17 protein-coding genes are annotated in these 21,067 nt (G+C 57.3%); all 17 read right to left on the reverse strand.

The annotated features are described in order from the left end of the window. Positions 1 to 28: 28 nt before the first annotated feature. Positions 29 to 874 carry a 3-deoxy-8-phosphooctulonate synthase gene (gene kdsA, locus FZF01_RS08555; RefSeq protein WP_150277728.1) on the reverse strand — a complete coding sequence of 282 codons (846 nt, stop codon included), beginning with the start codon at positions 872 to 874 and terminating at the stop codon, positions 29 to 31. Positions 875 to 883: 9 nt separating this feature from the next. Continuing rightward, positions 884 to 2,515, reverse strand: a complete 1,632-nt coding sequence (locus FZF01_RS08560) for a CTP synthase (protein WP_150277729.1) — start codon at positions 2,513 to 2,515, stop codon at positions 884 to 886. Between the two features lie 226 nt (positions 2,516 to 2,741). Then, on the reverse strand, positions 2,742 to 4,061 hold the full coding sequence (gene tilS, locus FZF01_RS08565; RefSeq protein WP_150277730.1) for a tRNA lysidine(34) synthetase TilS: 1,320 nt from the start codon (positions 4,059 to 4,061) through the stop codon (positions 2,742 to 2,744). Beyond that, entirely contained in the window at positions 4,062 to 5,018 is a 957-nt protein-coding gene (gene accA / locus FZF01_RS08570; RefSeq protein WP_150277889.1) for an acetyl-CoA carboxylase carboxyl transferase subunit alpha, read from the reverse strand. Positions 5,019 to 5,117: 99 nt separating this feature from the next. Next, a complete protein-coding gene (dnaE, locus tag FZF01_RS08575) occupies positions 5,118 to 8,642 on the reverse strand; it encodes a DNA polymerase III subunit alpha (RefSeq protein ID WP_150277731.1) in 3,525 nt (1,174 codons plus the stop codon). 522 nt (positions 8,643 to 9,164) lie between these two features. Next, positions 9,165 to 9,809 carry a ribonuclease HII gene (rnhB, locus tag FZF01_RS08580; protein ID WP_373286414.1) on the reverse strand — a complete coding sequence of 215 codons (645 nt, stop codon included), beginning with the start codon at positions 9,807 to 9,809 and terminating at the stop codon, positions 9,165 to 9,167. A gap of 14 nt (positions 9,810 to 9,823) precedes the next feature. After that, positions 9,824 to 11,002 carry a lipid-A-disaccharide synthase gene (gene lpxB / locus FZF01_RS08585; protein ID WP_150277733.1) on the reverse strand — a complete coding sequence of 393 codons (1,179 nt, stop codon included), beginning with the start codon at positions 11,000 to 11,002 and terminating at the stop codon, positions 9,824 to 9,826. A gap of 2 nt (positions 11,003 to 11,004) precedes the next feature. Continuing rightward, on the reverse strand, positions 11,005 to 11,781 hold the full coding sequence (lpxA, locus tag FZF01_RS08590; RefSeq protein WP_150277734.1) for an acyl-ACP--UDP-N-acetylglucosamine O-acyltransferase: 777 nt from the start codon (positions 11,779 to 11,781) through the stop codon (positions 11,005 to 11,007). Continuing rightward, a complete protein-coding gene (fabZ, locus tag FZF01_RS08595; protein WP_150277735.1) occupies positions 11,778 to 12,215 on the reverse strand; it encodes a 3-hydroxyacyl-ACP dehydratase FabZ in 438 nt (145 codons plus the stop codon). The genes lpxA and fabZ overlap by 4 nt, the downstream gene beginning before the upstream one ends. A gap of 50 nt (positions 12,216 to 12,265) precedes the next feature. Next, positions 12,266 to 13,327 carry a UDP-3-O-(3-hydroxymyristoyl)glucosamine N-acyltransferase gene (gene lpxD / locus FZF01_RS08600; RefSeq protein ID WP_150277736.1) on the reverse strand — a complete coding sequence of 354 codons (1,062 nt, stop codon included), beginning with the start codon at positions 13,325 to 13,327 and terminating at the stop codon, positions 12,266 to 12,268. Positions 13,328 to 13,335: 8 nt separating this feature from the next. Continuing rightward, positions 13,336 to 13,842, reverse strand: a complete 507-nt coding sequence (locus FZF01_RS08605; protein WP_150277737.1) for an OmpH family outer membrane protein — start codon at positions 13,840 to 13,842, stop codon at positions 13,336 to 13,338. Between the two features lie 34 nt (positions 13,843 to 13,876). Next, complete coding sequence (gene bamA / locus FZF01_RS08610; protein ID WP_150277738.1) at positions 13,877 to 16,228, reverse strand: outer membrane protein assembly factor BamA; 2,352 nt, start codon at positions 16,226 to 16,228, stop codon at positions 13,877 to 13,879. Positions 16,229 to 16,298: 70 nt separating this feature from the next. Beyond that, positions 16,299 to 17,660 (reverse strand): RIP metalloprotease RseP, encoded by a 1,362-nt coding sequence (gene rseP / locus FZF01_RS08615; RefSeq protein ID WP_150277739.1) that lies wholly within the window; start codon positions 17,658 to 17,660, stop codon positions 16,299 to 16,301. Between the two features lie 75 nt (positions 17,661 to 17,735). Beyond that, entirely contained in the window at positions 17,736 to 18,920 is a 1,185-nt protein-coding gene (gene ispC / locus FZF01_RS08620) for a 1-deoxy-D-xylulose-5-phosphate reductoisomerase (RefSeq protein ID WP_150277740.1), read from the reverse strand. After that, positions 18,917 to 19,732 (reverse strand): phosphatidate cytidylyltransferase, encoded by an 816-nt coding sequence (locus tag FZF01_RS08625; RefSeq protein WP_150277741.1) that lies wholly within the window; start codon positions 19,730 to 19,732, stop codon positions 18,917 to 18,919. Before FZF01_RS08625 ends, ispC begins: the two co-directional genes overlap by 4 nt. After that, positions 19,732 to 20,484: a polyprenyl diphosphate synthase gene (uppS, locus tag FZF01_RS08630; RefSeq protein WP_150277742.1), complete on the reverse strand. Its 753-nt coding sequence runs from the start codon at positions 20,482 to 20,484 to the stop codon at positions 19,732 to 19,734. Before uppS ends, FZF01_RS08625 begins: the two co-directional genes overlap by 1 nt. Positions 20,485 to 20,508: 24 nt before the next feature. Then, complete coding sequence (frr, locus tag FZF01_RS08635; RefSeq protein ID WP_150277743.1) at positions 20,509 to 21,066, reverse strand: ribosome recycling factor; 558 nt, start codon at positions 21,064 to 21,066, stop codon at positions 20,509 to 20,511. Position 21,067: the final 1 nt, after the last annotated feature.

The following is a 21,067-nucleotide window of genomic DNA, read 5'->3' on the forward strand; positions in this document are numbered from 1 at the left end:
GACTGTGGTATGTATTCGGATCGGATGATCAGGCGGTTTCCAGCACCGGGAAACCCTTGACCAGATCATCCAGCGCCTTGAGCTGGGTCAGGAACGGCTCCAGGCGGTCCAGCCGCAATGCGCAGGGCCCATCGCACTTGGCGTTATCGGGATCCGGGTGCGCTTCAAGGAAAAGTCCGCCGAGACCCTGGCTCATGCCAGCCTTGGCCAGATCAGTGACCTGGGCACGCCGACCGCCCGCTGAGTCGCTGCGGCCACCGGGCATCTGCAATGCGTGGGTCACGTCAAAAAATACCGGATAGCCGAACTGCTTCATGATGCCAAAGCCGAGCATGTCGACCACCAGGTTGTTATAGCCAAAGCTGGACCCGCGCTCGCAGAGGATCAATTGATCGTTCCCGGCCTCTTCGCATTTGGTCAGGATATGCTGCATTTCCTGGGGCGCCAGAAACTGGGCCTTCTTGATATTGATCACCGCGCCGGTTTTAGCCATCGCTACCACCAGATCGGTCTGGCGCGACAGGAAAGCAGGAAGCTGAATGATGTCGCAGACCTCGGCCACCGGCGCAGCCTGATGGGGCTCGTGCACGTCGGTAATGATCGGCACCTTGAATGTCTGTTTGATCTCTTCAAAGATCTTCAGGCCCTCATCAAGACCGGGGCCACGGTAGGAATTGATCGAGGAGCGATTGGCCTTGTCAAAACTGGCCTTGAACACATAGGGAATGCCCAGCTTCTCGGTAACACTGACATACGCCTCGCAGATCTGCATGGCCATATCCCGGGACTCGAGCACGTTCATCCCGCCGAACAGCACAAAGGGTTTGTCGTTGGCGATTTCGATTGCGCCGACCTGGATTGTCTTGTGTTGCATCTGCTTACCTCAGCTCTTGAGTTTGTGCTGGGCCAGTGCCGCCTGGATAAAGCCGCTGAACAAGGGATGACCGTAACGCGGCGTCGAGGTGAATTCCGGGTGGAACTGGCAGGCAACAAACCAGGGGTGATCACCAACCTCGATCACCTCCACCAGAGCACCGTCGACAGAGCGACCAGTCACTTTCAATCCACCAGCCTCAAGCTCGGGCAGCAGGTTGTTGTTGACCTCATAGCGGTGACGGTGACGCTCCACTATCACGTCCTTGCCATAACAGGCGTGGGCGTTGGAACCCGGCGTGAGACTGCATTCCTGGCCACCCAGACGCATGGTGCCGCCCAGATCCGACTCTTCGGTGCGCAACTGACGATCACCGTCGGCGTTCTCCCACTCGGTAATCAGACCGACCACCGGATGGGTGGTGGTCTTGTCGAATTCGGTCGAGTTGGCGTCTGCCCAACCGAGCACACTGCGCGCGTATTCGATTACCGCCACCTGCATACCTAAACAGATGCCCAGATAGGGAATCTTGTTTTCGCGGGCGTGACGCACGGCGGCGATCTTGCCTTCCACGCCGCGCAGACCAAAGCCGCCCGGCACCAGAATCGCATCCACACCGTCCAGCAGACCAAGGCCCTTGAACTCGATCTCTTCGGAGTCGATATAGCGCATGGTGACCTTGGTCTGACTCTGTATACCCGCATGGCTCAAGGCTTCGATAAGCGACTTGTAGGCCTCGAGCAGCTCCATGTACTTGCCGACCATGGCAATGGTGACTTCCTTGTTGGGGTACAGCTTGCCGGCTACCACGCGATCCCATTCGGAGAGATCAGCCGGACCACACTGCATACCAAAGCGCTCTATAACGAAATCATCCAGACCCTGGGCATGCAGCACCGCAGGAATCCGGTAAATGGTGTCAACGTCTTCCAGACCAATGACCGCGCGCTCTTCCACGTTGGTGAACAGCGCAATCTTGCGTCTGGAAGAAAGGTCGATCGGATGATCGGAACGGCAAATCAGTACGTCGGGCTGCAGACCAATGGAACGCAGCTCCTTTACCGAATGCTGGGTCGGCTTGGTTTTGGTCTCGCCCGCGGTGGCAATATAGGGCACCAGGGTCAGATGCATGAGCATCGCACGCTTGGCGCCGACTTCGATACGCAACTGGCGAATCGCTTCGAGAAACGGCTGGGACTCGATATCTCCCACGGTACCACCAATCTCGACCATGGCGACATCAGCGTCGCCGGCACCCTTGATGATGCGGCTCTTGATCTCATCGGTAATGTGCGGAATCACCTGGATAGTCGCGCCAAGATAATCACCGCGGCGCTCCTTGCGCAGCACTTCCTCGTAGACCCGACCAGTAGTGAAGTTGTTGGCCCGGCCCATGGTCGCGGAAATGAAACGCTCGTAATGCCCCAGATCCAGATCGGTTTCAGCGCCATCATGGGTGACAAAGACTTCACCATGCTGGAACGGACTCATGGTGCCCGGATCGACATTGATATAGGGATCGAGCTTGAGCATCGTGACTTTCAGACCCCGAGCCTCGAGGATGGCGGCCAGGGACGCAGAGGCAATGCCTTTGCCCAAAGAAGATACAACACCACCCGTGACGAAGATGTAGCGCGTCATGAAAAACCCGTTGATTGATCTGTTAAGCGGCCTTGCCGCAGGGAATAGAAGGGAGGCCGGGGGAAGCAATTGCTGATTCCCAAAGTCTCGTCAAGATGGGAAGCCAGGATACCAGACACCCCCGGATTGCTCAATCCGCAAGTGCCGCCAAAAGTGCGCTGAACCGCGCTTACAGCAGCTCAGTCTGCACTTGCTCCTCTGCCGCGTTAACACCAATGCGCAGGAACTACTCGCTTGGCTGCCAGCGTATGCTCCAATCCTCGCCCGCGTGTTGGCGAAGATAGGCTTCATTGTTCCAGCGGCCACCTATAGAAACCAGCTCCTCGCGGTGGTAAATCAGGGGAATTCTGGCTCGTAACCAGGTCGGCAAACCGGCCTCTTGCAGCAGATGCTTGAGCGACTGCGTGGGCCTGCCCGCTAGCCGGATCACTTCACCGCCCTGGCGATAGCGCACAACCCATTCTGCCAGATCATCCGGCGTGACTGCCGGCAGATGAACCAGAAGCGCACCGTTACGGGGGGTGAGCAAGACTTTTCCACTGGACTGGATCGATTGCCCATCCATGTACGGGGCATCAGAAACCGGCAACAGCCACAACCGACCTGACGACCGGCATAGCCTCCCCTCTTCCAGTTCGAGGACAGGCTGGCTATCGCTCGCACCATGGAGTTGCTGATCAAGCTCTTGCAGCCGACGCTGCGACAGCCTGCACCCATGAACCCTTAGCCAGTAGCGCAGCACATTGTTACGCCGCGCAGTAGACAGATCCATCAATCCCGCAACCGACAGACTAGGCCGGTCAGCTAACCAGGGGTCTTCAAGGCCGGCAGCCAACAACTGCATATCCTCCTCGGCACGCTCATCAAGCACCTCGTTTGCCTCACGAACATGTCGGGCGAGGGTCAGCAGGCTGTTATCGATGGCTGGCCATCCCTGCCGCAGGGTCGGTAGCAGGTTATGCCGCAGCGCGCTGCGGGCAAAACGAGGATCATGGTTGGCCGGATCTTCTACCCAGGTGAGCTCACGGCCCCTGGCCCATAGCTGTAATTCACTGCGGGGCTGGTCGAGCAAGGGTCTTATGAGCTTCCCCCTGTCCAATATGCGGCTCGCCGGCATACCCGCCAGACCGCGCAGACCAGTGCCGCGCAGCATCCTGAACAACAAGGTTTCCAACTGATCCTCACAGTGATGGGCAAGCAGAAGGCAGTCGCTAGTGTCCATATGGCGGGCAAAAGCGGCGTAGCGGGCGTCACGGGCCTGGGCCTCGATGCTTGCGCCCGCAGCCAGTTGAACCCGCTCGACAGTCAGTGGTACCTGCCTGGCCTCGCATTCCCGGACACAGTGCTCCGTCCAGCTATCAGCATCAGGATGCAGGCCGTGGTGGACGTGAATGGCTCGCAGAGGGGGCAATGGATGCTCGCGGCCCAGATCGACCAGTGCGTCGAGCAGTACCATTGAGTCCATACCACCGGACAACCCCAACCACCAGGTCGGAGCATCCGTGCAGGGCAGCAACTGCCTGAGCAGCTCCTGCGTGGAGAACATCTACTTCAGACCAAATGCCATCAGGCGCTCATAACGGCGCTCGAGCAGCTCTTCGGCCGGTAAAGCCTCAAGGGCATCGAGCTCAACCAGCAACTGCGCCTTGATGCGGGCTGCCATTTCTTCAGGCTTGCGATGTGCACCACCCAGAGGCTCGGCAATCAGGTTGTCGACCAGCTTGAGCTCTTTCAGGCGCTCGGCAGTTATACCCATGGCCTCGGCGGCGTCAGCGGCCTTCTCGGATTTTTTCCAGAGTATAGAGGCGCAACCTTCTGGAGAGATGACCGCGTAAGTGGAGTACTGCAGCATCATCAAGCGATCGCATACACCGATAGCCAATGCACCGCCTGATCCACCTTCACCAATGACAGTGGCAATAATGGGCGTCTTCAACCGCGCCATGATCTGCAGGTTCCAGGCAATAGCTTCACTCTGCCCACGCTCCTCGGCGTCGATACCCGGGTAAGCACCCGGCGTGTCGATAAAGGTCAACAGCGGCATATTGAAGCGCTCGGCCATCTGCATCAACCGACAGGCCTTGCGATAGCCTTCAGGCTTGGGCATGCCAAAGTTGCGGCGGACCTTTTCCTTCACGTCGCGTCCCTTCTGATGCCCGATCACCATTACCGGCCGGCCATCCAGTCGCGCAATACCACCAACAATCGCGGCATCATCAGCAAAATGCCGGTCGCCATGCAGCTCTTCGAAATCGGTAAAAATCTCTCTGATGTAATCCAGCGTGTAGGGGCGCTGGGGATGACGCGCCATCTGGGCGATCTGCCAGCTGCTCAGGTTGCCGAAGATGCTTTCGGTCAACGAACGGCTTTTGTCCTGAAGACGGGAGATCTCGTCAGTAATATTCAGGGAGTTGTCGCTGCCTACCAGCCGCAGCTCCTCAATCTTGGCCTGCAGATCGGCTATCGGCTGTTCGAACTCCAGGTATTTCTGGCTCTTGCTCATAAGCATCCATCATCCACGTGGGCCCTGCGACAGGGCGTACGATTTTTGCATTACCTTAAGGGATTGGCGGCCCGGCGTCGAGCCACCCCTTCAGGCTTGTTATCTATAGTGCAGGGAGACGCTGTCTTTGCCCAACTGGTCACGCAATCCCTGAACCAGATCATCCGCTGGCTCAACCCGCCAGGTCTCACCCAGACGCAGCTCCGCAGCCGCATCGGGCCGCTGCAGGTCCACGGTCACTGCGCAATTTCCCGGGTGTTTCTGCAAAAGACCAGCAATCTGGCCCAGGCTTTCCGGACCATGGCGGGTGGTATCCAGACTGATCCGCACACTGTCGAGCAAGGTGGTGCGTGCATCTTCGAGACTCATTACCCGCTTGACACGCATCCGCAGACCGCCGGAAAAATCGTCCTGTGACACCTCGCCCTCGACTACCAGCAATGCATCTTTCTGCAGTAACGCCTGGGACGACTGATAGGCCTCTGCATAGAGGGATACCTCGATACGGGAAGAACGGTCGTCGAGCGTAACGAAGCCCATCTTGTCACCGCGCTTGCTTTTCATCACCCGCAGATCGAATACCAGGCCGGCAATGGTTTGACTGTCCCGCGAGGGCTTGAGATCAATGATGCGCTGGCGGGCAAAACGCCGTATCTCTTTCTCATACTCATCAATCGGGTGCCCGGTCAGATACAGGCCGAGGGTTTCTTTCTCACCACGCAGGCGCTCCTTGAAAGACCATTCCCGCGCCCGACGATAGGCTTCATACACGTCACGCTCGGTGGAGGGCCCGAGCAATTCGCCAAACAGGTCGCCATGACCACTGTCAGCGCTTTTGGCAGTCTGCTCGGCCGAAGCGATAGCCTCTTCCATTGCCGCCATCAATGACGCGCGATTACGATCAATCTGTTTGAGAAAGACCTGGTGATCGGTATCGAAAAAGGGGCCCAGGCTGTCCAGGGCTCCAGAGCGAATCAAGGCTTCCATGACCCGCTTGTTGATGCGCTTGAGATCTACCCGTGCGCAGAAATCGAACAAATCAATAAAGGGTCCACCCTCACGGCGCTTCTCCACGATGGTTTCGACCGGGCCTTCACCTACACCCTTGATGGCGCCAAGACCATACACCACGTCACCTTCATCATCGACAGTGAACTTGTACTCGGAGATATTCACATTCGGCGATTTGAGGCGCAGCTTCATGCTGCGACACTCTTCAATCAGCGTCACCACCTTGTCGGTGTTGTGCATATCCGCTGACAACACCGCAGCCATGAAGGGAGCCGGGTAGTGCGCTTTCAACCACGCGGTTTGGTATGACACCAGACCATAGGCAGCGGAGTGCGACTTGTTGAAGCCGTAACCCGCAAACTTTTCCACCAGATCGAAGATGTTTCCCGCAAGATCTGCATCAATATTGTTGTTTTCACAGCCTTCCAGAAAGACCTGACGCTGCTTGGCCATTTCTTCGGGCTTTTTCTTGCCCATCGCCCGGCGCAGCATGTCGGCGCCGCCCAGCGTATAGCCAGCCATCACCTGTGCGATCTGCATCACCTGTTCCTGGTACAGGATGATGCCGTAGGTCGGCCCGAGCACCGGCTTGAGGCTGTCCAGCTGATAGTTGGGATGCGGGTAGGAGAGTATCTCGCGGCCGTGCTTACGATTGATAAAATCGTCGACCATCCCCGACTGCAGCGGGCCGGGCCGGAACAGGGCCACCAGTGCGATCAGATCCTCCAGGCAATCGGGCTTGAGCTTCTTGATCAGCTCTTTCATACCCCGCGATTCCAGCTGGAATACGGCGGTGGTCTCGGCCTTCTGCAACATCTTGTAGGTCGGTTGATCGTCGAGCGGGATAAAGTTGATGTCCAGCGGCTCGCCACCGGTCTTGGCGCGCACGCGATTGACCGTGTCCATCGCCCAGTCGATGATCGTCAAGGTGCGCAGGCCGAGAAAGTCGAACTTGACCAGGCCGGCGGATTCCACATCATCCTTGTCGAACTGGGTCACCAGGCCGCCGCCCGCTTCGTCGCAATACAGTGGCGAAAAGTCGGTCAGCTTGGTCGGTGCTATCACCACGCCACCGGCGTGCTTGCCGACGTTTCGGGTTATACCCTCAAGCTTGAGGGCCATGTCCCAGATTTCCTGGGCCTCTTCGTCATTGGCCAGAAAATCGCGGAGTATCTCTTCCTGCTCGAAGGCTTTGGCCAGCGTCATGCCGACTTCAAACGGGATCATCTTCGACAGCTTGTCGGCCAGCCCGTAGGATTTACCCTGCACCCGCGCGACGTCGCGCACTACTGCCTTGGCGGCCATGGTGCCGAAGGTAATGATCTGTGATACCGCGTTACGTCCGTATGTCTGGGCAACATACTCGATCACCCGGTCGCGCCCTTCCATACAGAAGTCGACGTCAAAGTCGGGCATCGATACCCGTTCGGGATTGAGGAAGCGCTCGAACAGCAGGTCATACTGCATGGGATCAAGATCGGTAATCAGCAGCGAATACGCAACCAGTGAGCCTGCCCCGGAGCCACGACCCGGACCTACTGGAACGCCGTTATTCTTGGCCCATTTGATAAAGTCCATCACGATCAGGAAGTAACCGGGAAACTCCATCTGGATGATGATATCCAGCTCGAAATTCAGCCGGTCGATATACACCTGACGGCGCTGATCGTAGTTTTCCGAGTCAGGAGGCAGTACGACCTTGAGGCGCTCTTCGAGGCCTTCGAAGGAGACCTTACGGAAGAAATCGGCTTCGGTCATACCATCAGGCGTGGGGAATGCGGGCAGGAAGTTTTTGCCCAACTGAACGTCAATGCTGCACCGTTTGGCAATCTCGACGCTGTTGGCCAAGGCTTCAGGTATGTCACTGAACAGCTCGGCCATTTCTTCCGGCGTTTTCAGATACTGCTCTTCGCTGTACTGCCGAACCCGGCGCGGGTCATCCAGGGCGCGGCCTTCGCCGATGCACACGCGGGTTTCGTGGGCTTCGTAGTCTTCGCGCTTGATAAAACGCACGTCGTTGGTTGCTACCACCGGGCAGTCGTGCTTGACGGCGAGGTCTACGGCGGCGTGAAGATATTCTTCGTCGTTGGGGCGGCTGGTACGTTGCAGCTCCAGGTAGAAGCGCCCTGGGAAGACTTGCATCCAATACTGCAGCAGTGCGTCGGCTTCCTGGGGGTTGTTGGACAGCAGCGATTGACCGATTTCTCCTTCGCGGGCGGCGGACAGTGCAATTACGTCTTCACTGGATTCGGCGACCCATTCGCGGCGGATGGTCACAACGCCGTTGCGCTGACCCTCGGTGTAACCGCGGGAAATCAATTCGGTCAGGTTCCGATACCCGTTGCGGTTCATGGCTAGCAGGCTGAGGCGGGTCAACTGGTTGTCGTCGTTGTCCCCTACCAGCCAGATGTCTACGCCGGAGATCGGCTTTATTCCGCCGGCCATGGCGGCTTTATAGAATTTGACCAGACTGCACATATTATTCTGGTCGGTCACTGCGACTGCAGGCATCCCCTGCTCTGCCACGGTCTTGATCAGCGGCTTGATCTTGACGATGCCGTCGACCAGTGAATACTCGCTGTGGACGCGCAAGTGGACGAAGGAGTGGGTCATGGTATTCCTGTTTCTGGAGGCTACTTCAAGGTTGGGATTGTAACGGTGGGTGGAGTTGGGGGCCAGCGGGCTGTCCCTTGTAGTTTTTAATTCTCCGCCTGATGGCTCTGGCGCAGCACTTCCTGAGCATCACTGCCTGGGTATTGGAGCATACCGCTCCAAGCCTGGGTCTGTCTGGCTCAGTGGTGCAGAAATGGGCTGGCAGCAGACTCGGAGTCTGTGAGCTCCCAACCTGGCAGGGTTCCGAAAGCCGCCGTGAATCCGTCCATGGAGGCTTGTCAGAAACGTCCATGTTTCAGACACTTTCTCCACCCCGCCAGGCTGTGCGCTCAACGGGCATCGGCGTGATGCTTGGTTTGCTGTCCAAGGTCAAAAGCAAAAATCTCGTGCCTGACCCAATCCCCGTCATTCTCGCGAACGCGGGAATCCATTTTGACCTTCGCGCAGTCTCAACGAGTCACTACCCGGATTGAAACAAACAAATCAAGCCGACCATCGATGGCAGGGATGCGATCGCCGAGCCTACAGGGACGTATTTTCGGCCTGGGACTGGCGGCGCTCGGACTCAGAAAACTCGAACAGCGCCAAAGCCTCGCGCACCGGCGCGAAGGAACGCCTATGGATCACCGAGGCGCCGAGTTCGCGGAGCGCGAGCAGGTGTACTGGTGTGGGGTAGCCCTTATGCTGGGCGATACCGTAGCCTGGGTAGAGCAGGTCCAGCTCTTTCATCTCCCGATCGCGGGCGACCTTAGCCAGGATCGATGCGGCGGCAATGGCGGGAACGCGGCTGTCGCCCTTGATCACAGGCTCGCTTGGCATCGGCAGAACCGGGCAACGGTTGCCATCAACCAGTACACGATCGGGCTGGACCAACAGACCCGCGACCGCTCTTTGCATCGCCAGCATGGTAGCGTGAAGGATGTTGAGCTGGTCGATTTCATTCACTTCGGCGCGGGCAATGCACCAGGCAAGGGCGCGCTCCTGAATGAGCGGAAAGAGTGCTTCGCGTCTGGCTTCGGTGAGCTTCTTCGAGTCGTTCAGGCCTTCGATCGGACGCAGCGGATCAAGAATTACTGCAGCGGTGACCACGGCGCCACACAGTGGACCACGCCCTACTTCGTCGACACCCGCAACAAGTTCATCGCCAACGGGTGGATTCCAATCCATCAGTATCTGAGCCATTAAAGCCTGCCCTTTTGCCTGAGCAGATCAAGCACCGCCTCGGCAGCCGCCTGATCCGCATTGCGCCGGAGCATTTCGTGCAAATGCATGAAAGTTGCCTGGGTTTCTGCACGCTCGGCGGTGGGTGCCAATAACTGCATCAGGGCCGCGCCCATGGTTTCCGGAGTGGCGGCGTCCTGCAGGAATTCGGGGACTACTTCGCGCTTGGCCAGTAGGTTGGGCAGCGCTACGTGGCCGACCTTGACCAGACGCTTGAGTATCCTGAACGTCAGTCCGGCCATGCGGTAGGCGACAACCATCGGGCGCTTGAACAGCATGGCTTCCAGGGTCGCAGTTCCAGATGCGATCAGCACCGAGTCGCATGCAGCCAGTGCCTGGTGGGCTTGTCCATCGAGTAACATCAGGGGTAGATCAATACCACTTTCAGCAATGATGGCCTGCATTTGCAGCTTTCGCTCTTCGCTGGCACAGGGCATCACAAAGTGCAATTCTGGCTCGCGTTGCTGGCACCAGGCGGCAGTCTGAAGAAATAACAGACCAAGCTTGCGTAGCTCACCGTTACGGCTGCCGGGCATCAGGGCGAGCAACTTCGTTTCTGAAGCTATGCCCAACGCGGCTCTGGCTGCATCGTGATCAGGCTGCAAGGGTATTTCATCTGCCAGCGTATGACCCACGCAGCGCACAGCAACCTGATGCTTGCGGTAAATCTCTTCCTCGAAGGGAAAAAGCGTGAGCATCAGGTCGGTGGACTTCTGGATACCCAGAACACGCTTCTCACGCCAGGCCCAGACCGACGGGCTGACGTAGTGCACTGTAGGAATACCTGCGTCACGCAGTTTGCGTTCAACGCCAAGCGTAAAATCCGGCGCGTCGATGCCTATGAAGACATCGGGTTGTTGTTCCAGCAGCCAGGCAACCAGCTCCTTGCGGATGCGCAACAACTCGCGCAGGCGGCCCAGCACCTCCACCAGCCCCATGACTGACAGCCGCTCCATGGGCACCCTGCTCTGCATACCTTCGGCCAGCATGCGTGGGCCGCCGATACCGATAAATTCTGCGTGGGGATGGGACTGTTTGAGGGCGCGGACCAAGCCGGCCCCCAGGGTGTCGCCTGACGCTTCGCCAGCCACCAGCGCGATACGCAGAGGCCGCTCACCCGATGCTTTCTGGACTGACATGGCTAGCGGGTAATGCCGCGGGTCGAGGCGATAATGGAGTCGCGGTAGAGGGCGATCTCGGGGTACAGGCTGGCGCTCTCTTCAAGCTCTTTGAGGGCTTCAACCAGGGTCAGACCCTGACGATAGACCGTCTTGTATGCCTTGCGTAGCGCAGCGACCAGCTCTGGGCTGTAGCCACGACGGCGCATGCCTTCAAAGTTCATGCCGTGGGCACTGGCAGGGTTGCCACCAACCATGACGAAAGCCGGAATATCCTTGAACACAGCGCTGTTGGCCGCGCTCATGGACCAGGCGCCCAGCTTGCAGAATTGATGAACCGTGGTGTATCCACCAAGAATGGCGCCGTCGCCAATGTGCACGTGCCCGGCGATGGTCGCGTTGTTGGCCATGATAATGTGGTCGTTTACCACGCAGTCGTGGGCAACATGCACGTAGGCCATCAGCAGGTTGTGACTGCCGATCCGGGTGATGCCCTGATCCTGTACCGTGCCGCGATGCAGAGTGCAGCCTTCACGGATGATATTGTGGTCACCGATGATAAGCTGTGTGGGCTCGCCGTTGTATTTCTTGTCCTGACAGTCTTCACCGACCGAGGAGAACTGGAAAATACGATTGTGCTTGCCGATGGTAGTTGGCCCGCGCACAACGACATGCGGACCGATAACCGTGCCAGCGCCTATTTCCACATCCGGTCCGATCAGGGTCCAGGGACCGACTTCAACGTCATCGGCCAGGCGCGCGGCCGGATCGACGAGCGCTAAAGGGTGAATCCGGCTCATATTCTGTGTTCCGCACAAATGATTTCGCCAGAGCAGGCTTCCTTACCGTCAACCGTTGCACGGCAGGCAAACTTCCAGATCCCCCGACGGTTGCTCAAATGCTGCGCTTCGAGCTGCAACTGGTCGCCCGGCACAACCGGCTGACGAAAGCGCAATTTGTCGGACCCAACGAAATAGTAGAGCGTTCCGTCGGCAGGCTTGACGTCCATCATCTTGAAGCCCAGTAAACCTGCAGCCTGCGCCATTGCTTCGATAATCAACACACCCGGCATGATCGGATGCTCGGGGAAGTGGCCGTTGAAAAAGGGTTCATTGACCGAGACGTTCTTGTAGGCACGGATATTCCGGGATTCAAGATTCAGTTCCACAACCCTGTCCACCAACAAAAAAGGGTAACGGTGGGGCAGGTATTCTTTTATTTCCTTGATATCCATGTATTAGCAGGCCTTGCAATAAGCAGTAGTAGGCGCCTAGGCGGCGCGGCTCAGGACTCTGATGAGCCGTGAGAGTCCTGAGTCACCGTCAGGAGCTCTTTTTCGAGTTTCTGGACTTTCTTGGCCAACGAATCAAGCTGGCGGAAGCGCGCAACACTTTTGCGCCATTCAACCGCAGGCTGCATCGCCGTACCCGATGAATAGGCGCCGGGTTCGGTGATGGATCGTGTAACCATGGTCATGCCTGTGATGAAGACGTTATCACAAATCTCGATATGCCCGACCATACCCACCCCTCCGGCGATAGTGCAGTGCCGTCCGATGCGAGTGCTGCCCGAAATACCGACACAGGCAGCTATGGCCGTGTGATCGCCAATCTGCACGTTGTGGGCAATGTGAATCTGGTTATCCAGTTTGACGCCATTGCCGATGCATGTGTCAGCCAAAGCGCCGCGGTCGATAGTGGTGTTGGCACCGATCTCCGCATCGTCTCCCACTGTCACACCACCGATCTGTGCGATCTTTTCCCAGCGCCCACCGTCATTGGCGAAACCGAAACCTTCCGAACCCAGGACGGCTCCAGATTGAATGACAACCCGATTGCCGATGTGGACATCATGGTAGATGCTTACTCGAGGTCCCACCCAGCCATCGCAACCTATTACCGAGCGGGCGCCTATGAAGCTTTGCGCACCAACAACCGTTCCTGCACCAACCTGCGCACCTGATGAAATGACCGCTCCGGGACCGATGCTGGCAGTTGGATCAATGACCGCATCCGGCTCTACAACAGCCGAGGGGTGAATACCCGGAGTTGCTAACGGTTTGGGATCAAACAGATGCGAAAGACGCGCGTAGGCCACATAGGGATTGCCGACAATCAGGGCATTTCCGGAAAAATTCTCAGCGTCGGCTTCGGTAAGCAGCACTGCGCCTGCACCGGTAGAGCCTAGGTGCTTGCGATATTGACTGCTCGACAGAAAGCTGAGCTGAAGGGGGCCAGCATCCTGCAAGGTTGCCAGCCCGCCGATGAGCTGGTCGGGATTACCGACCAGCCGTGCACCGACTTTTTCGGCGATAGCCGATAGCGAGAATTGCAATGGTGAGCTCACCGGCCGACTCAACGCGTCGCGTTCAGGCGCTCGATAACCTGGCGCGTGATGTCATACTCAGCCTTGACTTCAACCACTGCGCTGCGATCAATCACCAGGTCGTAGTTGCCACCTTGCAGAACAGTCTCGACCGCCTTGTCCAAACGTGGCTTGAGGGTTTCAAGCATGTCACGGTCAGCACGAGCCTTGGCTTCGTTCAACTGCTTGGACTCGGTCTGGAAGTCGCGAGCCTTCTGACGAAACTCCAGATCAAGCTTCTCTAGCTCGGTCTGTCCCAATTTCTCACCATCACGCTGCATGCGCTCCTGAAGACGCTTGGCTTCGGCCTCAAGATTACGCAAACGCTGTAGCTGGGTACCAAATTTCTTTTCGGCATCGACTGAATAAGCCTTGGCTGCATCAGATTCCAACAGTGCCATCTGATAATCGAGTACCGCAATTTTCATCTGGGCCGATACGGTAAAACTGGCCATAGCCAAAGCAGAAATCAATGCAACCTGAATAAACTTGCGCACTCTGAAGCTCCTGTAACTTATAGGGTGTTCCGGATCAGAACGTCTGACCCAGGGTAAACTGGAATACCTGCGTATCATCCTCGGACTGGCTGTTCAACGGTACCGCGAGACTGAAGCCCAGAGGGCCCAGGGCCGTTAACCATGAGAGGCCCAAACCTGCGCTGTAGCGAAGGTTGCCCAGATCCACCTCACCACACCCGGGGTTATCTTCGCCATTGGTCAAGACGTCTCTGCTGCAATAGGTGTCATATACATTACCCGCGTCCAGAAAGAGCACGGTACGCAGAGAACTCTGGTCCTTGATGAAAGGCACCGGGAAGATCAATTCGCCGCCACCAACCACTTTGATGTTGCCACCGAAAGGTAGTTCGTCTTTATCCGGATCAGCCGCTGCCGGTGTGCTACGCGGCCCAAGAGAGCTTTCGCGGTAGCCACGTACCGAGCCGATGCCACCCGCATAATAGTGTTCGTAGAACGGAACACTCTGGGTAGACCCGAAGCGACGGGCAAAACCGAGGTTGCCATGCAGACGCAGGGTAAAGTCTTCGCTGACCGGAAAGTAACGCTGCGCACGGTAATCGACCTTGTAAAACTGTAGGTCACTGCCAGGAATGGTTGTCTCGAAGTTGACGCTCTGCGATGAGCCACGGTCGGGAAAGACACCTCGATTCAGGGTCGACTGCGACCAGCCCGCATTGAACTTGAAGTTGGTAAAGCTATCGCCTTCACGATCGAGGAACTGGTCGATCTCCTGGACAGTAAAGCTACCCGTCTGGATGTCGTCCTGCTGCGCACTCAGGCCAAAGGACAGTCGTGAGGTGTCACTGATCGGATAACCGATATTGAACCCACCACCGTAGGAATCCACAGAGTAGCTGGACACATCAACGTTCAGCTTGTCGTAATCGGTCGCCCTGTAGAAAGCGTTATAACCTAGACTCACGCCGTCGGCAGTGAAATAGGGATCAAGGAAGCCGAAAGAGAGAGCGGTCTGGTATTCAGAGCGATTGGCGCTGAGGCTGACCCGGTTACCGGTGCCGAAGAAATTGTTCTGACTGATCGAACCACCCAGGATCAGGCCGGTACCCTGGGCAAAACCCAGACTCGCGGTGATCGAACCGGAAGGTTGTTCTTCGACGGTATAATTGACGTCGATCAGGTCATCCGCGCCGGGTACCGGCACAGTTTCCACATCGACTTCCTTGAAAAAGCCAAGACGCTCAAGGCGAACCTTGGACTGGTCGATCAGATAGGTTGAAGCCCAGCCACCCTCCATCTGACGCATTTCGCGGCGCAGTACCTCATCCTCTGTCTTGGTATTACCACGGAAGTTGATCCGGTTTACGTAGGCGCGCTTGCCGGGGTCTACAAAGAAGGTAACGCCGACGCTCTGATCCTCTTCGTTGATTTCCGGAATACCATTAACGTTGGCGAAGGTATACCCCTCGTTACCCAGGCGGCGGGTAATCAGCTCGGACGTGGCAGTCATGACCTGACGCGAAAATACTTGGCCTGGCTCCACAAGCAGCAGCCGACGCACCTCATCTTCAGCAACAATCAGATCACCGGACAAATTCACGTCACTGACAGTGTAGAGCTCACCTTCGTCGATATTGACTGTAACGTAGACGTTCTTCTTGTCAGGCGTGATGGTAACCTGGGTGGAAGCGATGTTCATGTTGATGTAGCCGCGGTCCAGGTACCAGGAGCGCAGACGCTCTAGATCCCCAGATAGCTTCTCGCGTGAATACTTGTCGTCGCTACGCAGAAAAGACAGCCAGCCGCTGCTCTTGAGCTCGAACATGTCGACCAGTTCTTCTGTGTCGAACACGGTGTTACCCACCACGTTTACGTTCTTGATCGAGGCAACAGAGCCTTCATCGATCTGAATCTTGATCGATACGCGGTTACGTGGCTCGGCTATGACATCTGTTTCGATGTCAGCTGAATAACGCCCCTGGGCCACGTACTGACGGAGCAATTCGTTACGCACCCCCTCGAGGGTCGCCTGTTGAAAAATCTCTCCCTCGGAAAGACCGGCCAGTCGCAAACCATCAAGCAAGTCGTCACTTTCAATGGCTTTGTTGCCTTCAAGTTCAATAGCCGCAATGGAGGGCCGTTCGACAACCGTGATCACCAGAACGTCGTTCTCACGGCCTAGCTGGATATCCTGAAAAAAACCAGTGCGAAAAAGCGAGCGACTCGCCTCCACCAGCGTTTGATCGTCCACCTCATCACCGATATTGAGGGGCAGAGCAGCGAAGACGCTGCCGGCGGAGACCCTCTGCAATCCGTTGATGCGGATGTCGGAGATACGGAAGGCGTCGGCGAAGGCCATTGGCGCGAGGAGTATCAGCAATAGCGCAGGCAATAAGTAACGTTTCATGAAATCCGTTCTGGCTGACTGGTTAAATTCTATCCACCGCGTACGGCAGCTCGTATTCGTGCATTCCGGACTAGCTACCCAGGCGGCTTATGTCGTTGAAGATGGCAAACAGCATCACACCGGCTATCAATGCCACCCCAATCTGCAAGCCCCAGGCCTGAAGCCTCTCGGATAACGGCTTGCCCCTGATCCACTCAGCCGTGTAATAAACCAAATGGCCCCCATCCAATACCGGGATAGGCAATAGATTAAGCACGCCCAGACTGATGCTCAGGTAGGCAATAAAGTTAAGAAAACTCTCAGGTCCCGACTTGGCCGAAGCGCCCGCCACTTTAGCAATGGTTATCGGGCCACTCAAGTTTTTTGCCGACACCAGGCCCGTGAGCATCTTCTTAAGCGACTCAAGGGTCAAAATTGTCATATCCCAGGTCTTGGCTACTGCGACCGGGATAGCGACCAACGGATTGTAGTCGATTTCGCGAATCATACTCTCTGGCCAGTCGAATGCAGCAACACCGAGCCCGGCAAACCCCGAGACCTCACCGTTGTGCTCGCGCCCCTGGGGCACCAGGGTCAATGTCTGGCGAACGCTGTCCCGTTCAATACCCATTTCCAGCGGGCGACCGGCATTAGCCTGAATAGCCGGCACCACCTGCTCCAGCCAGTTATCCACGGGATCGCCGTTGATGCTGACTATCAGATCGCCGGACCGAAGGCCGGCAGCCTGCGCTGCCCCACCATCACTGACCTCGCCAACCAGAGGAGGAACATCTGGCTGCCAGGTGGTCAACCCCAAAGCCCGGATAGGATCCGGCTGATCGGCCCCGCGCAGCCAGTCCGAGAGCACCAGGCTGTAGCTCTGGGGAACACTGCTGCCGTTTTCAATAGCTTTTATCTGCATTTGCCCGGTTTCCCCGAGCCTGCGGATCAGCTGAAGGTTGACCTCCTGCCAGCTACGAGTGGGAGTACCATCGACCTCGACCACTTCCAACCCTTCTACCAGGCCGGCACGGGCTGCCACGCTACCCTCTTCAACAGGCCCGAGCACCGGGGCCAACGTAGTGATACCCAGTACCGCGATCAGCCAGAAAGCCACAATGGCAAGCAGAAAATTGGCCACTGGGCCCGCAGCCACAACGGCTATCCGCTGCTGTACGGTTTTACGGTTGAACGCCTGATCAAGCTCTGCTGCGTCAACCGGACCCTCCCGCTCGTCAAGCATCTTGACGTAGCCGCCCAGCGGTATCGAAGCAATCGCATACTCGGTGCCGCGCTTGTCGTGCCAACTGTAGAGCGCAGGACCAAAACCCACAGAAAATCGCAACACCTTGACGCCGCAGCGTCTGGCTACCCAGAAATGACCATATTCATGAATTGTCACCAGCAGACCCAAGGCTACGACAGTCGCCAACAGGGTGAATAAGAGATCCATCCAGTGCCTCGCTCAGGGAAAGTGGTTACCGCGTTCCGATCGGTCGATCAGCGGTACTGGTTCAAATAGGACCGGTCAGAAGTGACGGCTCAGCCAGTCGTTAGCATGCTTGCGCGCATGGCGGTCGGTCAGCAGGATGTGATCCAGATCCTGGACGGATTCGGAGGCCATGCAATCTAGCGTGTGCTCGATGATAACAGGGATATCGGTAAAACCAATGCGTCCAGTCAGGAAAGCCTCTACTGCGACTTCATTTGCGGCGTTGAGAACAGCGCAAGAAGTGCCACCCGATTCAGCAGCCTCTCTGGCCAGACGCAAACAAGGAAACATCTTCGGATCGGGTGGACGGAAGTCCAGCCGGGCAACCGATAACAGATCAAGCGGACTGACGCCGGAGTCAAGCCGTTCAGGCCAGGCTAGTGCATGGGCAATAGGTGTTCGCATGTCCGGATTACCCAACTGGGCAATGACCGACCCGTCTATATAATCCACCAGAGAATGCACCACACTCTGGGGGTGTATCACGACCTCGATCTGCGCTGGACGGACATTGAAAAGCCAGGAAGCTTCGATCAATTCGAGCCCCTTGTTCATCATGCTGGCCGAATCCACCGAGATTTTCTGCCCCATGGACCAGTTGGGATGAGCGCAGGCCTGCTTCGGCGTAACCGTTTTCAAGTCTTCGACACTCATGTCCCGGAAGGGACCTCCAGAAGCTGTCAGAAGAATTCGGCGCACACCTACACTGGCCATGCCACGGGCATAATCCACCGGCAGGCATTGAAAGATGGCGTTGTGCTCGCTGTCTATCGGTAGCAGCACTGCGCCGCTATCCTTTACTGCCTGCATGAACAAAGCACCAGACATGACCAGTGCTTCCTTGTTGGCCAGCAGAACACGCTTGCCGGCGCGGACTGCTGCCAGGGTCGGACGAAGACCTGCCGCACCCACGATAGCCGCCATTACGACGTCAACATCCTCTGCTGAGGCGACCTGCTCAAGGGATTCTGCGCCGACCAATACAGCAGTTGGACATCCCGCATTAAGCAAACGGGCTTGAAGAGCTAGCGCCTGCTCATCGCTGGCTACGACTGCATACCGCGGGCGATGAGTCAGGCACTGGTTCTCCAGCACGTCTATGCGGCTGTGGCCGGTCAAGGCGAATAAAGCGTAACGCTCGGGATGCCGCGCGATGACGTCAAGCGTATTCACACCGATAGACCCGGTCGCACCCAGCACCGTTACCCAGGAGACACTCACGCCAGACGTTCCCCGATCAGCATCCAGCACAGGGCGAAGACTGGCACGGCTGCGGTCAGGCTGTCTATACGATCAAGAACCCCGCCGTGGCCAGGCAGCAGGCTGCTGCTATCTTTAAGCCCCTGTTCGCGCTTGAACAAACTCTCGGTCAGATCACCAACAATGGAAAACAGAACAACCAGCGCCGCAGTCACCTGCCCCATAAGCAATGCCGTCACACCCCAGCCTAGATATAGCAACACGCCCAGCGTCAGTAGCTGAGTAAAAACCAGCCCACCCAGCAGACCCTCGACTGTCTTGCCCGGGCTGACCCGCGGGAGCAGCTTGCGACGCCCCCAGGTCTTGCCCGCTACGTAAGCTCCTACATCAGCAGCCCAGATCAGAATCAACACGCCGAGGATGAGCCACAAACCGTTTTCCTGAGCCCGCAACCAGACAAGGCCATACCAGGCAGGAAGCAGGATCAACAGCCCGAAGAGCTGGCTGATCATGGATCCTGCCCAGAGCCCTCGGCCTTTCGGATAACGGCTGATAAGCACCAGCGCGACCAGCCACCAGGCCAGAGCGGGCAGAAACAGGTAGTGAGCCGGCCAGGCATCGCGGTACAGGCCAAACATGAAAAGCGCCACAACCAGCGCGTAAACAATACGCCCCTTCTGCGCTGCTTCGCCCGCCAGGCGCGCCCATTCCCAGGCCCCCAAAACCACAATTGCGCCAACAAACAACGCGAAAGCGGCCCCTTCCAGAAGAACGAAGCCAGCGATTGCCAGTGGAGCGAGAATAACGGCGGTAATAATTCGCTGCTTGAGCATCAGGTCTGCACTCCTACGATCTGGTCACTGGTTTTACCAAACCGGCGTTGACGCCGGGCGAAGTCCGCAAGGGCTTCGCGCAAAGCGTCCTGCTTGAAGTCAGGCCAGAAGAGGTCGGAGAAATACAGCTCTGCGTATGCCAGCTGCCATAGTAGAAAATTACTGATCCTGCGCTCTCCGCCAGTGCGAATGCACAGATCCGGAAGCGGCCACTCGGCTGTACTCAGACAGGCCTGCAGATGCGCTTCACTAATAGATCCGGCATCCAGCTGTCCTTCAGCCACTCTGACGGCCAATTGGCGCGCCGCCTGGGCGATATCCCACTGCCCGCCATAATTCGCAGCGACAACCAGGGTCAGCCGCTGACACCCTTGCGTGAGAGCTTCTGCGTCGTGCATGGCCTTGCGCAATTCTGGCGTGAAGCGAGAGCGATCACCGATTATGCGCAGTCGGATGTCATTTTCTCGCAAGCGACGAACTTCCCGGCGAAGCGCGCCAAGAAAAAGCTCCATCAACGCGCCAACCTCATCCTCGGGGCGACGCCAGTTTTCACTGGAAAAAGCGAAGAGCGTGAGCACCTCTACGCCCTCTTCCGCACAGACTTCAATCGCTGCCTTTACCGCATCCACCCCAGCCTTGTGGCCAGCCACGCCGGGCATCAGCCGTTTGCGCGCCCAGCGGTTGTTGCCATCCATGATGATGGCAACATGACGGGGCACTGAAGCGAGCGCTGTTGCAGTCTTGTCATTCATCAATAAACCTTGGGACTCCGGCCATCAGATGGCCATGAGATCCACTTCCTTGGCTTCCAGCGCCTTGTCGATCTCGGCGATGTATTTGTCGGTCAGCTTCTGGACTTCATCCGCTGCGCGGCGCTCCTCGTCCTCACTGATCTCTTTTTCCTTCTGCAGATCCTTGAGTGAGCTCAGCGCATCACGACGAATATTGCGGACAGCAACCCGGGCATTCTCCGCTTCAGATCGCGCAGTCTTGGTGAAGCCCTTGCGGGTTTCCTCTGTCAGCGCCGGCATCGGAATACGAATAGTGGTTCCCGCAGTAGCTGGATTGAGGCCAAGGTCGGAGGTCATGATGGCCTTCTCTACGGCCTGGATCATGCTTCTGTCAAACACCGTCAGAGCCAGCGTACGGGAATCCTCGACGTTGACGTTAGCCACCTGCTTGAGGGGCGTGTCACTGCCGTAATAGGACACCATTACGCTGTCGAGAATACTCGGGTGAGCCCGGCCAGTACGAATCTTGGCGAAGGCGCCGCCCAGGGATTCAACTGACTTTTTCATGCGCTCCTGCGCATCTTTCTTGATTTCGTTGATCATT

The organism is Halopseudomonas salina (assembly GCF_008641105.1).

Excerpts from the sequence above, each read along its gene's own strand:
- rnhB (WP_373286414.1), bottom strand. The coding sequence starts at position 9,809 with ATGGATTGGAATCCACCCGTTGGCGATGAACTTGTTGCGGGTGTCGAC.
- FZF01_RS08560 (WP_150277729.1), bottom strand. The coding sequence starts at position 2,515 with ATGACGCGCTACATCTTCGTCACGGGTGGTGTTGTATCTTCTTTGGGC.
- tilS (WP_150277730.1), bottom strand. The coding sequence starts at position 4,061 with ATGTTCTCCACGCAGGAGCTGCTCAGGCAGTTGCTGCCCTGCACGGAT.
- dnaE (WP_150277731.1), bottom strand. The coding sequence starts at position 8,642 with ATGACCCACTCCTTCGTCCACTTGCGCGTCCACAGCGAGTATTCACTG.
- bamA (WP_150277738.1), bottom strand. The coding sequence starts at position 16,228 with ATGAAACGTTACTTATTGCCTGCGCTATTGCTGATACTCCTCGCGCCA.
- uppS (WP_150277742.1), bottom strand. The coding sequence starts at position 20,484 with ATGAATGACAAGACTGCAACAGCGCTCGCTTCAGTGCCCCGTCATGTT.
- lpxA (WP_150277734.1), bottom strand. The coding sequence starts at position 11,781 with ATGAGCCGGATTCACCCTTTAGCGCTCGTCGATCCGGCCGCGCGCCTG.
- rseP (WP_150277739.1), bottom strand. The coding sequence starts at position 17,660 with ATGGATCTCTTATTCACCCTGTTGGCGACTGTCGTAGCCTTGGGTCTG.
- lpxB (WP_150277733.1), bottom strand. The coding sequence starts at position 11,002 with ATGTCAGTCCAGAAAGCATCGGGTGAGCGGCCTCTGCGTATCGCGCTG.
- accA (WP_150277889.1), bottom strand. The coding sequence starts at position 5,018 with ATGAGCAAGAGCCAGAAATACCTGGAGTTCGAACAGCCGATAGCCGAT.
- frr (WP_150277743.1), bottom strand. The coding sequence starts at position 21,066 with ATGATCAACGAAATCAAGAAAGATGCGCAGGAGCGCATGAAAAAGTCA.
- kdsA (WP_150277728.1), bottom strand. The coding sequence starts at position 874 with ATGCAACACAAGACAATCCAGGTCGGCGCAATCGAAATCGCCAACGAC.
- FZF01_RS08625 (WP_150277741.1), bottom strand. The coding sequence starts at position 19,732 with ATGCTCAAGCAGCGAATTATTACCGCCGTTATTCTCGCTCCACTGGCA.
- fabZ (WP_150277735.1), bottom strand. The coding sequence starts at position 12,215 with ATGGATATCAAGGAAATAAAAGAATACCTGCCCCACCGTTACCCTTTT.